Annotated in this window: 11 protein-coding genes; 7 read left to right on the top strand and 4 right to left on the bottom strand. The window is 33.6% G+C overall.

The window, feature by feature from the left end; all coding sequences use genetic code 11:
* Positions 1-42: 42 nt before the first annotated feature.
* Both leuS and MN187_RS00250 read right to left on the bottom strand, forming a co-directional pair.
* Positions 43-2,457, bottom strand: a complete 2,415-nt coding sequence (leuS, locus tag MN187_RS00255) for a leucine--tRNA ligase (protein WP_117973839.1) — start codon at positions 2,455-2,457, stop codon at positions 43-45.
* A gap of 303 nt (positions 2,458-2,760) precedes the next feature.
* On the bottom strand, positions 2,761-5,538 hold the full coding sequence (locus MN187_RS00250) for a LysM peptidoglycan-binding domain-containing protein (RefSeq protein ID WP_242093958.1): 2,778 nt from the start codon (positions 5,536-5,538) through the stop codon (positions 2,761-2,763).
* A 320-nt stretch (positions 5,539-5,858) separates the two neighbouring features.
* On the opposite strand from MN187_RS00250, the gene MN187_RS00245 reads away from it, so the two are divergent.
* The 7 genes from MN187_RS00245 (at position 5,859) to MN187_RS00215 (ending at position 12,198) form a co-directional block, all read left to right on the top strand.
* Positions 5,859-6,485 carry a DUF1700 domain-containing protein gene (locus MN187_RS00245; protein WP_117973835.1) on the top strand — a complete coding sequence of 209 codons (627 nt, stop codon included), beginning with the start codon at positions 5,859-5,861 and terminating at the stop codon, positions 6,483-6,485.
* A complete protein-coding gene (locus MN187_RS00240) occupies positions 6,482-7,537 on the top strand; it encodes a DUF4097 family beta strand repeat-containing protein (RefSeq protein WP_158559461.1) in 1,056 nt (351 codons plus the stop codon). Before MN187_RS00245 ends, MN187_RS00240 begins: the two co-directional genes overlap by 4 nt.
* A gap of 69 nt (positions 7,538-7,606) precedes the next feature.
* On the top strand, positions 7,607-8,263 hold the full coding sequence (locus tag MN187_RS00235; protein WP_117973831.1) for a phosphatase PAP2 family protein: 657 nt from the start codon (positions 7,607-7,609) through the stop codon (positions 8,261-8,263).
* The gene (gene mnmL, locus MN187_RS00230) at positions 8,260-9,228 is read left to right on the top strand and encodes a tRNA modification radical SAM protein MnmL/YtqA (protein ID WP_117973829.1); all 969 of its coding nucleotides are present in this window, start codon (positions 8,260-8,262) and stop codon (positions 9,226-9,228) included. The genes MN187_RS00235 and mnmL overlap by 4 nt, the downstream gene beginning before the upstream one ends.
* On the top strand, positions 9,221-9,787 hold the full coding sequence (gene mnmM / locus MN187_RS00225) for a tRNA 5-(aminomethyl)-2-thiouridylate-methyltransferase MnmM (RefSeq protein ID WP_117973827.1): 567 nt from the start codon (positions 9,221-9,223) through the stop codon (positions 9,785-9,787). Before mnmL ends, mnmM begins: the two co-directional genes overlap by 8 nt.
* A 97-nt stretch (positions 9,788-9,884) precedes the next feature.
* Positions 9,885-11,501, top strand: a complete 1,617-nt coding sequence (locus MN187_RS00220; protein ID WP_158559460.1) for an ATP-binding protein — start codon at positions 9,885-9,887, stop codon at positions 11,499-11,501.
* 10 nt (positions 11,502-11,511) lie between these two features.
* A complete protein-coding gene (locus MN187_RS00215; protein ID WP_117973823.1) occupies positions 11,512-12,198 on the top strand; it encodes a response regulator in 687 nt (228 codons plus the stop codon).
* 37 nt (positions 12,199-12,235) lie between these two features.
* Here MN187_RS00215 and MN187_RS00210 read toward each other — a convergent pair whose 3' ends face one another.
* Entirely contained in the window at positions 12,236-13,237 is a 1,002-nt protein-coding gene (locus MN187_RS00210; protein ID WP_117973821.1) for a 2-hydroxyacid dehydrogenase, read from the bottom strand.
* Between the two features lie 34 nt (positions 13,238-13,271).
* Positions 13,272-14,327, bottom strand: a complete 1,056-nt coding sequence (locus MN187_RS00205) for an AEC family transporter (RefSeq protein ID WP_117973819.1) — start codon at positions 14,325-14,327, stop codon at positions 13,272-13,274.
* Between the last annotated feature and the right edge of the window lie 182 nt (positions 14,328-14,509).

The following is a 14,509-nucleotide window of genomic DNA, read 5'->3' as shown; positions in this document are numbered from 1 at the left end:
TTTATGCAAACACTTTTAATGGATTTAAACGTATTCTTAACTTTAATTAGCCACAATATTAACTAATTTATTTGGTACAACAATCACTTTACGAATCGTTTTTCCATCAAGTTGACCTTTCACCGCATTATTTTCCATAGCGATCGTTTCTAACTCCTCTTTGGATAGATCACGAGCAACTACTTCTTTCCCACGAACTTTTCCATTCACTTGGAAAATTACTTCAATTGTGTCTTCAACTAAGGCTGATTCATCATAAGTTGGCCAAGCGACATAACTGATAGATCCTTCATTTCCCATTCTTTCCCATAATTCTTCTGAGAGGAATGGGGCAACAGGCGCTAATAATTGTAAGAAACCATTCATATACTCAACAGGTAGTGCTTCTGCTTTATAAGCTTCATTTACAAATGTCATTAATTGAGAAATCGCTGTATTAAAATGTAGGTTCGTATAATCTTCTGTCACTTTTTTCACTGTTTGATGATACACTTTTGTCAATGCTTCGTCATTATGTTTCGTGATACGATCGCGTAAGACAAAGTTTTCGTCGATAAACAAACGCCATACACGGTCTAAGAATTTACGGCTTCCTTCTAACCCTTTTTCGCTCCATGCAATTGAGCCATCAAGTGGTCCCATAAACATTTCGTATAAACGCAAGGTATCTGCACCATATTGCTCTACGATATCATCAGGGTTAACCACATTTCCTTTTGATTTCGACATTTTTTCATTGTTTTCACCTAAAATCATGCCTTGATTATATAATGTTTGGAATGGTTCTTTTGTTTCCACTACTCCAATATCATATAAGAATTTATGCCAGAAACGAGCATATAGTAAATGAAGTACTGCATGTTCTGCTCCACCTAAATAAACGTCAACAGGCATCCATTCTTTTAGTTTTTCTGGATCTGCTAGTTGTTCGTCATTATGTGGGTCAATAAAACGCAAGTAGTACCATGAGCTACCTGCCCATTGTGGCATAGTATTCGTTTCACGGCGACCTTTCATGCCAGTTTTTTCATCTACAACATTAATCCACTCCGTCATATTAGCTAATGGCGATTCACCTGTTCCACTAGGTTTAATATCATTTGATTTCGGCAATACTAATGGCAACTCCTCTTCAGGAACAGCTGTCATCGTACCATCTTCCCAATGAATAATTGGAATAGGTTCACCCCAATAACGTTGGCGAGAGAATAACCAGTCACGCAAACGATAACTTGTTTTTTGTTCACCGATGCCTTCTTTTTCCAACCACTTAATCATTGTTTCAATACCATCTTCTTTATTCATACCATCTAAGAAGTCTGAATTAATATGGTCGCCATCTCCTGTGTAGGCTTCACTTGACACATCTCCACCAGCTACAACAGGAACAATGTCTAAATCAAATGTTTTCGCAAATTCATAATCACGTTCGTCATGAGCTGGAACGGCCATGATCGCCCCTGTTCCATAAGTTGATAGCACATAATCTGCAATCCAAATAGGGATTTCTTTACCATTCACTGGGTTTACTGCATAAGCCCCAGTAAAGACACCTGTTTTTTCTTTTGATAACTCAGTACGATCTAAATCTGTTTTCTTTTCAGTTTCTTTGATATAAGCATCCACTGCATCTTTTTGTTCTGGTGTCACAATTTCTTGAACCAGTGGAAGCTCAGGTGCCATAACAGCATAAGTTGCACCAAATAATGTATCAGGACGCGTTGTAAATACTGTGAATTGTTTGTCTGTTCCTTTAATGTCAAAATTAACATTCGCTCCTTCAGAACGACCAATCCAATGACGTTGCATCTCTTTAATACTCTCTGGCCAATCAATCAACTCTAAATCATCAATTAAACGATCCGCATAAGCCGTAATACGTAACATCCATTGTTTCATTGGAACACGATATACAGGATGATCGCCACGCTCTGATTTTCCATCAATGACTTCTTCATTAGCCAATACGGTTCCTAAAGCTGGACACCAGTTAACCGGTACTTCCGCTTCATAGGCTAGCCCTTTTTCAAACATTTTAGTAAAAATCCATTGCGTCCATTTGTAGTATGAAGGGTCTGTGGTATTAATTTCACGATTCCAATCAAAACTAAAGCCTAATGCATCAAATTGACGTTTAAAGGTTTGAATATTTTTTTCAGTAAATTCAGCTGGGTCATTTCCTGTGTCCAAAGCATATTGTTCAGCAGGTAACCCAAACGCATCCCACCCCATTGGATGTAGCACGTTAAATCCTTGCGCTCGTTTCATGCGAGATAATACATCTGTTGAGGTATACCCTTTTGGATGCCCTACATGTAACCCCTGTCCTGAAGGGTAAGGAAACATATCTAGTGCATAAAAATTTGGTTTATCTGTTTCTTCACCTGTTTTAAATATCTGATTTTTTTTCCAATAGTTACGCCATTTCTCTTCGATTTGTAGATGATTATATGCCATGAATTTTCCTCCTAAAATTTTATGTAAAAAAACGTCCTATAAAAACACTCTCGTGTTTTTATAGGACGTTGACTGACGTGGTACCACCTAAATTTGTGCCTAGCTATACTAGAACACCTCTAATCCATGTTAACGAAAATAGATTTTCCGACAAGTAACTCTTTCTTAAGACAAGTTCAAATAGTCCATTTGCATGTTTCCACCAACCACATACTCTCTTAAAAACTTTCTATTTTACTACTTCTTACCTACTTGTTTTTATATTATTACGTTAATCATATCAAATGAATGTTACTTTGACAACTAGCTTACTCGTAAGATTTGATTTGCGTAAATAATGTTCGTTGATAAGTTATTCCAATCTTTAATTTGAGACACGCTCACATTATATTTTTGTGATAACAGCCATAGTGATTCACCTGGCATCACAGTATGTCGTATGTTTTTTGATGTTACAACACTTGTCATTCTTGGTAACGTTAAAACTTGACCAACATAAATGAAATCACTCGTTAAATTATTTGCCTGCTTCAACGCTTGAACAGTTGTTTTATTGTTTAAAGCTATTCGGTAAAGTGTGTCGCCACTTTTGACTTGATAATTTGATACATTATTATTTGTTGATGTTGTTATAGATGTTGATGCATTTTTTTTAGTTCCTTGACCAATTTTTAGAGTTTGACCAATGTAGATTAAATCACTCGTCAAATTATTCCATTTTTTAATATCATTGATTGATACATTGTATCTCAAACCAATCCCATACAATGTATCTCCACTTTTAACTGTGTGGGTTGCTTGAGTAACAGATTGCTGTGTCGTATTTGTTGACGAATTTGATGACGTCACAGTCTGAGTCTGTTTCGTTATTTTTAAAGATTGACCAACATAAATTGTATCACTCGTTAAATTATTTAGTGATTTAATTTCTTGTACACTTAGCCCATATTTTAATCCAAGACCATACAATGTATCCCCACTCTTAACCGTATACTTAGATGACGAATTGCCACTACCACCGTTAGAAGTATTTGGTTTAGACTGGTTATTAGAACCCGTACTTGGTTTATTGGAACTATTTGAGATGTTTGATTGACTTCCACTAACTGTCAATTGTTGCCCAATATGAATCATATCACTTGTTAACCCATTTAATCTTTTAAGCTCTTGAACTGTCATACCATGATTTAGCGCGATTCTATAAAGTGTATCCCCGCTCTTAACCGTATACTTAGATGACGAATTACTACTACCACTATTAGAAGTATTTGGTTTAGATTGATTATTAGAACCCGTACTTGGTTTATTAGAATTACTTGATGTATTTGATTGACTTCCACTAACTGTCAATTGTTGGCCAACACGAATCATATCACTTGTTAACCCATTTAATCTTTTAAGCTCTTGAACTGTCATACCATGATTTAACGCGATTCTATAAAGTGTATCCCCACTTTTGACCGTATAGGTTCCTGAATTACCCGTTGAAGAACCTGATCCATTATTTCCAGGTGAAGAACCAGGTGCTGTCACAGTTGGCGTTGTCACAGGACCACTATAATTTGCGTCATCATACTGCGTTAAATTATATGTCACAATTAAATTATTTAATTTAGTATTATACATAGGATCAGTTGCATATTTACCGGTTAACCATTTCGTCGCATCTACATAAGAACGCGTATTCGATTTCCAAGCTCCAGCGTAAAAATATACTCCTGGAGAGAACGATGTTGTTTTTAATACTCTTGCATTATCTTCTAGAGATTCGCGATAAGAGGGATATTTTCTAAACGCATCATTAATAGTGACATACTGTCCACCATAAAATTCTTGAGTTGCCATTGTAACAGATTGACCATTGTAAGTGCCTTTAATTCCAAATAAGTTATGATTTGGTGGCAATGATAGTGTACTTGATCCATAACCACTTTCTAAAATAGCCTGAGCAATCATTACAGAGGCATATAAATCGTTTGCGGCTGCGACGCTTTGAGCGTGAGATGCGATACTATCAATAAAGGCTGCTTGCGGTGTTGCTGCCCTTAAAGTCGCCACTTTTGGAGTTGGCATAACAAAGTTTGCGGCTTTCACTACTTCTTTTGGCTCGTCTTTTGCTTCGTATTTTACTTCATCTTTTACTTCATCTTTTACTTCATCTTTTGCTTCATCTTCTACTTCATCTTTTGCTTCATCTTTTGCTTCATCTTTTGCTTCATCTTCTACTTCATCTTTTGCTTCATCTTTTGCTTCATCTTTTGCTTCATCTTTTGCTTCATCTTTTGCTTCATCTTTTGCTTCATCTTTTGCTTCATCTTTTACTTCGCCTTTTTTTATGACTTGAGTTGATTCTTTTGTATCGGACGAATCTGTTTGAGCAGAATCAGTACCCTGTGCATGTTCAATTGACTGATTAGTCTCAAGCTGATTTTGTGAGTCTTTGCTTAAAGAGCTATCTTCCAATTTATCTGATAAATTATCACTTACATCAGTCACACTTTCGACTGGTACTTCCTCTTTTTTGGAATTAGCGATGACTTTAATAGACTTTGTCATTACGCTTTTCCCAATAGACATGGCCACTGTCTGATCTGATAAATCAGCTTTTTTAAAATCTACAGAGATAGAGATGATGGCCTTAGTAAACTGTTTTTCTGTAAAAATTAAATGTAATTGATTCATATCATGATTTACTTCATAATGACCAATAATTCTTCCGGTTTCATCTTTAATAGCTACATCAGCATTCGTCATATTTATAATAGTATTAGCTGACACTTGAACAAAAGTGTCCAGTTGTTCTGGCTGATGAGATTCTAAAGTGAGTGTTAAATCAAGTGGCGAGGCATTTTCTGTCCACTCATTGTTTCCATTTAGAGATGATACTGTCCATGACGATGCCTCATCTAGTTCATTCTTACTAGACAACTCATCTTGCGTGGTGGATGTATCATGATTTACATTTTCTGAAGCAAGAGCCGTGATACCTGGCAAAATGGTTGTAGAGGTTAACAAGACTGTTCCAAATAGCGATGCGTGACGAATCATTGGCTGGTTTACAAGTAATTTATTTTTTTTCATTCTAGATTTTTTCTCCTATTTTTTATTTAATTGTTCTAAAAACACTAATTTATTATTTTATACAGGAAAAGCACATTAAACGTGTATTAATTATTTGTTAATACAATTTATCTATCACTACTATTAAATCATCAAAAAAAATTATTAGCAAGAAAAGTCACTAATTTTTTTAACGTAATATTTTTAATATAACTTAGCGTGTTTTTATAAAGCCTTATAACAGACACTCATACTTTAGGCCGATTTTTATCTCTCCATCTTGTTATAGATAGGGTTTGACGGTATATTGAATTTAGTTATAATTAAAGAAGGAGATACGTATGAATAAAGAGCATTTTTTTATAGAGTTAAAGCTCTATTTAAATCAATTATCTAAAGAAGAACAACAAACCATTATTAATACTTATGAACGCATATTTGATGCAAAAACTGCTCAAGGGTTATCCGAATATGAAATCACACAAATACTTCCATCACCAAAACATATTGCTCAGTCAGTTCTAGAAGAGTTAGGTTTATCCTTTAATAATCAGCCAACTTATAATGATGATTGGGTCGAAATCACACACGATATACCTTATCCGTTTCACACATCTAATCAATATACCCAATCTGATTCTAAAGCTACACGCCTTTTTCAATTACTTGGTTTAGGTATATTAAATTTATTTTTTATGTTTTGGATTATCTTATTAATTACTATATTGTTAGTCAGCGGATGGATTGTAATTGTTAGTTTTATAGGTAGTCCTCTTGCTAGTCTATTCTTATTAGGAACTGCGGTGACTACCTATGCTTGGCTCCAATTTTTCATTACATTGATTTTATTTGGAATTGGACTCCTAGGCTTTATTATTATGAAACCAATTACTAAAGGGGCTGTTAAGCTATTCTTGATTTACCATAAATGGTGTTGGTCTATCTTAAAAGGAGGAACATACTCATGAAAAAGCGAACTTTTTTCGCCATCATTATTGCCATCCTCTTTATTATCATAGGAGGTGCAGGAACAGCTTTTACACAAAGACAACTTATCAACGAACGCGACCAGAATGCTATTAATAAAAAAATTCCAACGAAGGAGAATAAAACGCTAAATATTAATTTCAACTCACCTACATTCGTCACTATCACAAAATCAGATGATAATAACATCTACATGAATAAACAAGGAGTTGATTTTAAATTAGACAAAAAAAAACAAGTTGATTGCACGTTTACCGAAGAAAAAGACCTCTCCGCTTTAACCATTAATAATCCAACAGTAAGTAGTGAAAAACGTTATCCATTTTCAATTATTAATTTTAATAATTATACAGATGATACCGTCTACTTACGAATTCCACAACATTATGAATCTATCAATATAAATGGAAAAAATATAAATGTGTCTATGTCTGATCTCTCTGTAGATAAAATAAATTTTGATATTTCAAATGGAAGTATCTTTGTACAAAATATTCGCTCAAATGACATCTCACAAATAAAAAATGACGTTGATTTTACAATCCAAGACTCTAAAATCTTAGATACACTAACAGCTACATCTAAACAATATGATATTAACGTGATTAATACAACGGCAAAACATATGGTACTATCAACTGAAATGGGGGATATCTTCACAGGAAATACAAAAGGAGACATGGACATCTCATCTAAAGATGGTGATGTATCAATCAACCATACAACTGGTAAAACTAACATCACAACAAACCATGGTGATATTCTATTTCACGATAATGCCATTGATTTTGATACAACGCTCACTTCTAGCAATGGAGATATTAAAATTGAAACAGATAAATCTTCCATTCAAAACAATCGGATAGAATTCGAAGCCACTCTGGGAGATATTTCAATTTTTAATAAAAATTTATCTTCTGATAGAAAATATAAAACAAATAAAGGAAAAATAAGTCTTCAAGCCTCTACTAAAAATGGAGAAATTGACGTAGATGAGCTAGATAGTGAAGATACACATTATGGTTACGACTAAACCATGGTATAATTAACAGGCTTTGTTATTTCATTAATAAAGTCTGTTTTTTATTTTAGGAGGTATTTTATGAAAACATCGAAATTATATTGGTCCTACGCGGCAAGTATTTGCTTACTACTCTTTGCTGTTCTTGCTTATTTTGTCGTATCAAATGAATCCGTCTTATATGGGATTGACCACCCTGTCCAACAATTAATTCGCGGCTCCATTACACCTGAGAAAACGATTGTCTTTAAATATTTTACCAAATTTGGTAACACCGTAACGATTGCTTTGTTATTTATTATTAGCTTTTCAATCTTATATTTTAAAGTAAAAGATAAAATTGCTAGTTACTGGTTAGCCGTAAATACTGTTCTTATTTCAGGTATTGGAAATATTAGTTTAAAATATCTATTCAATCGCCCACGTCCAGCTGTCGAGCATTTAGTAGCTGCAAAGCACTCCAGTTTTCCAAGTGGACATGCTATGGGAAGCATGCTATTTTACGGAACACTTATCTTTTTAGCCTATAAATACATCAATAATAAAGCGATGAGGCTATTGATTCAAATGACACTAGGAGTTGTTATTTTACTCATTGGAATAAGTCGAGTTTACTTAGGTGTTCATTACCCAACTGATATTTTAGGTGGATTCTTATTAGGTGGCTGTTGGTTAACCTTTAGTTACCCATACTTTAAAAAATATGATTTTATCCAACGATTTGAAGGGAAACGATAAACGTGTTTACATATAAAAAAGGAGACTCAAAACGTTATTACACTTGGAATACTGCTCTTAGAGAAGTATTTAATGAAAAAGTCTTTAAAGTTCCAATTGATGGTGGCTTTGATTGCCCAAACAGAGATGGTACAGTCGCTCGAGGCGGCTGTACCTTTTGTAGTGTATCAGGTTCTGGTGATATGATTATCGCACCAAGTGATCCTTTACCTGTACAATTTCGTAAAGAAGTCGACCAAATGCATCATAAATGGCCTAATACTACACAATATATCGTGTATTTTCAAAACTTTACCAATACTCATGCTTCTCTTGATATCTTAAAACATCGCTTTGAACAAGTGATCAATGAAGATGGGGTCGTTGGTTTATCTATTGGGACTCGTCCTGATTGTTTACCTGATGATGTAGTAGACTATTTAGCCGAATTAAATAAACGATTATATTTATGGGTAGAACTTGGTTTACAGACAACCTTTGAAGAAACAAGTCAATGTATCAACCGAGCACATGATTACAAAACCTACTTAGATGGTGTTGAAAAACTTCGTAAACATGGTATTAATGTCTGCACTCATCTAATCAATGGGTTACCAGGTGAAACATATGACATGATGATGGAAAACGTCAAGCGAACTGTTTTAGATTCAGATATTCAAGGAATTAAGCTACATCTTCTTCATTTGATGTCAAATACAAAGATGGAGAAAGATTATCTTTCAGGGCGCCTGAAACTATTAACACAAGAAGAATACACCACATTAACCTGTGACCAACTAGAAATCATCCCACCTGAAATTATTATTCATCGTTTAACCGGAGACGCTCCAAGAGAAGCGATTATTGGACCAATGTGGAGTCTTAAAAAATGGGAAGTCTTAAATGGGATTGATAAAGAATTGGAAAAAAGACAAACCTATCAAGGAATCTATAATGTTAGACATGGAGGAAAAAAAAATGCTTAAAACAGCACTTCATTTTAGTCACCAGCTTTTAACTGAATGTATTATCCTAGGTGATACAGTAATTGATGCGACAATGGGAAATGGACATGATACTCTATTTTTAAGCAAATTAGTTGGCTATACTGGACATGTTTATGCCTTTGATATTCAAGACAAAGCAATAGAAAGTACTCAAAAAAAGATAACAGCACAATCTATTCAAAATACAACGTTAATTAAAGATGGCCACGAGTATGCAGTCAATCACTTACCAAAAAATACTAACATTAAAGCTGCTATCTTTAACCTAGGTTACCTACCTCGTGGAGATAAACACATTACAACAACCAGTGATACAACAATAACTGCGATTAATCAGTTACTATCAATTTTAGAAGAAGGTGGTCGACTAATTCTTGTCCTCTATTCTGGTCACGAAGAAGGAATGGCTGAAAAATCAGACGTTTTAACCTTTGCTCAAACACTCCCACAGGATATGTACTCTGTTTTAACCTATCAATTTATCAATCAACAAAATAATCCCCCTTCTGTACTATGTATCGAAAAAAAGAGAGCCTAACAATTAAGGCTCTTTTTTTTTTTTACGAATATCATCACAAACAGTCTATTGTAAGTTATAATGAATAATACGATTTATGAAGGAGTATCCTATAACCATGCAACAAAAAATTAGTCAATTTATGAGTCGGTTTTCATTAAGAGCCATTATTATATTTATCGTACTTCTAACAACACTTATTTCGCTAGTACTGTCTTCTTTATATATTGAACACTATGTTGTTAAAAATGAATACAAACATGCCAAGGATAAAATGTCGACCATTGCCAAGGTATTTGCTACAGATGAACAAGTAAAAGATGCTTTAATTCAAGATAAAACATCCAAAGACATCCAAACTCTTTCATTAGAAGTTGCGGCTATCAGTAATATGGATTTTATTGTTGTATTAGACAAAGAACTCATTCGATTATCTCATCCAAACCCTGACGTTATTGGACAACCCTTTTCTGACTTGGATGATGCTAGAAAAACACTTAACGGAGAATCTCATTTTTCTCAAAAAAAAGGAGTACTAGGAGATGGAATTCGTTTTTTTGTTCCAGTTAAAGATGATAATAATCACATTATAGGTGTTATCTGTGCTGGGATTACACTTAATACGTTACAAGGTGAGATTAATAACTTACAAGCTAAAATAACCCTTATTTTATTGATTGGGTTATTTGTCGGAATAATAGGTGCTATCATCAGTAGTACTGCCATAAAACGTATTCTGCTTGGATTAGAACCACAAGATATTTCTAAATTGGTTCAAGAAAAACAATGGATTAATGATGAAATCAATGAAGGTATCATTGCCATTAATAAAGATCAAGAAATTACTCTTATAAACCAAGCTGCTTTTAATCTATTAACTTCTATTGATCCATCATTTAGACTGATTGAAAATGAGGTGATTGATCCGCGATTATATACTATCTTTTTTAAAGAATGCTTCACTCTGCAACACAAACAAACTGATCAAGAATTACTACTAAACACCACAACTCTTATTGCAACCATTTCGCCTATTATGGTTCATGATACTTTTAATGGATCAGTAATCACTTTTAGAGATCAATCAGAGATGAGTCAACTGATCCACACACTAAGTGGAAGCCAACAATATATTGATGCTCTAAGAGCACAAACACACGAGTTTATGAATAAGACTCATGTTATCATGGGACTCATTGAACAGAAAAAATATGATTTAGTCCAAGATTACATTCAACAAATTAGTCATGACTACCAAAAGGAAGTTGGCCATGTTACTGATATCATTAAATCTCCTGCTATTGCTGGTTTTATTCTTGGAAAAATCAATGAAGCAAAAGAACAAAACGTTAATTTAACATTAGACCCTTCATCTTTTTTACCTGACTTAACCATCGATGATACTGTACACCATACTATTCAAATATTAGGTAATTTATTGGATAACGCCATTGATGCGACTAAAGAAGAAATAATTAAAAACGTTAATCTCCTAATAACCTATGAAATGGAAGGAAGTATCCTAATTATTGAAGTGATAGATAGTGGTTGTGGTATTCAACATACTGATGTTGAAAAACTCTTTCAAAAAGGATTCTCTACTAAAGGGATAGGAAGAGGATATGGTCTCCATGCCATTTATCGCATCGTCAATGAACATGGTGGTTTAATTGATATCACTAATAATGATGATATTGGTGCGACGGTCTACATAGAATTACCATTAATAGAATAAGGAGGAACCCATGAACGTTCTAATTATTGAAGATGATCCAATGGTAGCAAAATTAAATGAAGACTTTTTAAAAACTATCCCAACTATAAACATTGTAGGGAATTATCGAACAACACAAGATGCTAAGAAACTCTTACAAGAAAAAAGAGTAGAGGTTATTTTATTAGATAATTACCTACCCAATGAAACAGGGATTGAATTTTTAGCTGAATTACGCAAAGAAAATAATCAAGTTCCAGTCATTCTTATTACCGCAGCCAATGATATTGAAACCATTCAACAAGCTCTAGCACTTGGGGTAATAGACTACTTAGTCAAACCTTTTACCGCAGAACGCTTTTTATCATCCATACAAAAAGTTATGAACCAAAAAAAATTATTCAGTCAACTTAAATACGCTAATCAACAAAATATTGATGTCCTATTCAACGAGCACTCGACTAATAGCACATCTGCTAATTTTTCTTTAAGTAATGATTTACCTAAAGGCCTAGCAAAACTAACAATGGAAAAAGTATTAGAAAAAATCAATGAAGAAACTACTTCTTTTTCAACTGAAGAACTAGCAAAAAAAATTGGAATATCTCGTATTTCGACTAAAAAATATTTAACCTTTTTAGTTGAATCAAATTACTTAACAGAGGATATTGTGTACCAAGAAGTTGGGCGACCCATTATACGTTATAAAAGAACATAAGTTAACCCCCTCCAATCGTTATTGGAGGGGGTATTTTTTATAAAACACTATTAGCTGTTTTTCCAGATTCTAATACTGAATGGAAGTTCTCAAAGCTTGTTTCAATCATGTTTGTTAAAGCCTCATCTGTATTTGACCCTACATGAGGAGTAACCAATACTCTAGGGTAGAGAGAAATTAACTCTTCAACTGTTGGATCAGGTAAAGGTTGATCCTCACCAAATTGTTTAAAGAATAAATCTTTCTCATTAGCAAATACATCTGTTCCAAATCCTTCTAAATGATTTGTCTTTAACGCTTCTAAAATGGCTTGGTTATCTTGTAATTCTCCACGAGCTGTATTAATTAAGATAGCTCCTTTTTTCATTTTACTAATAAATTCGGCATTAATCATTTGATCGTTTTCACCAGGAATATATGGTACATGAATGCTAACAATATCAGATTGTGCTAATAAATCGTTTAAATCTGTATAGGTTAAAATCTCTTTTGCTGCATCATTTTCATAAATATCATATCCTAATACTGTCGCACCTAATCCGGCAAATAACTTCGCTTCTGTCAAACCAATTTTTCCAGTCCCAATAATTCCCACTTTACAATTTCTAATTTCTTTACTGAACATGGTATTATCAACAATAAAGTTTTTATGGCTTGTTCTCATGGTCATATAAGAAGTATGTCTTAACAACATCATAGCTAAAGTCAATGACAATTCAGCAATAGCATTAGGAGAGTATGATGGTACTCTTGCCACTTCCATGTGATAATCTCTTGCTGCATCTAAGTCAATATGATTAAAACCAACTGTACGTGTAAAGACATATTTCACACCATGTTCTGACATTTTCTCAATGTTTTCTCTATCAGCCACACAATTTCCTCGTAATAAGACTGCATCATGGTTATAAGCTGTTTCAATATTATCATGTGTTAATAATTCTTCAATCAATGTTAAGTCATAGTTATATTTGTTTAAATCATTAAAGTACGCTACCTCATTTGGTCGTACACCGTAACAAGCTATTTTGAATGTCATCTCTATCTCTCTTCTTTCTTAATCATGTTTTATGTTAAAAAATACCCATTTTACTAATCATTTCTAGCACTACAATCCATATTGGCGTCATGACAACAGCTAATACTGTTGAAATAAGAGAAGCATTTGAAGCTAGAAGTGGTTTCTTATCAAAACTAATCGCATAAGCAGCCGCTACTGTCGCTGTTGGTGCAGCCATCATGATGACGATAGTTGCTAATGCTTCGTAACTTACTGGTAAAATGTGAGTCATAGTTAAAATCGCTAATAATACAATGTTTATAACTGGTACAACAATTACCTTCATTGCACTGTAGTACCAAGATGTTTTATCTGAAGCTGCATCTTTAAAGCTTACTTCACCTAAAGTAGCCCCGATTGATAACCAAGCAAGTGGTGAAGCTAATCCAGCTAAATAAGTCATTGGTTTAAATAACCATACTGCTGTTTGATCAATACGTAAGAATGCCACTTGATTCACAACACCTTCTGCATTGGTCACACTAACTTGTGGTAAGTATCCTTGGAAAATCCAAATGAATAAACCAGCAAACGTTGCAATAACAATTGGATTTAAAAACATTGTTTTTATATTTTTAAGCTCCATTTTTAATCCACTCATTTTAATGTAGCCATATGAGTATAAGAAAATTCGGTAACCTATATTAAAGATTGAAGAAAACATCACACCAATTGGTCCGTAAATAGCACTAACGATTGGTGTACCAAAAAATGTAGTTGATCCAAAAATAGTTAATACGCGTAGAGTATCTTGTTTGTCGCCTTTATATTTCATAAATAATGGCTTAGAAACGAAAATTAAAATAATATAAATGACAATACCCCAAATTAACACGTTCATTCCTTGTTTTAGTGTTTCACTTTTAATATCTTGCATAAATGCGTTAAATGCCAAGGCTGGTAGAGCTACACTTAAAACAACTTTTGATAAAATTTTTCCTACTTCTGACGAGAAAATACCTTTCTTGCGACAAAAGAATCCTAATAAAATAATAAATACTGTTGATGTTATCGCACTGATAATATTCATATCAGTCATGGTAGTTTTTATGACTTCTCCTATATTCATATATAAATCCTCCATTAATCATTGTGTGTTATATCACAAAAGGTTGCATGCTCCTTTGCTTTACATACATATCTTAACGGCTATTTGTGAAAAAGTTAACAATTTGTAATTAATGATACTTTTGTAACTTATGTAAGTAAACAGAACCTAACATAAAATATGTTAGGTTCTTAAAATAGCTT

Source organism: Vagococcus sp. CY52-2, assembly GCF_022655055.1.
Lineage (GTDB): Bacteria > Bacillota > Bacilli > Lactobacillales > Vagococcaceae > Vagococcus.
The sequence above is the reverse complement of the archived record's forward strand: the minus strand, read 5'-3'. Positions and strand labels throughout refer to the sequence as shown.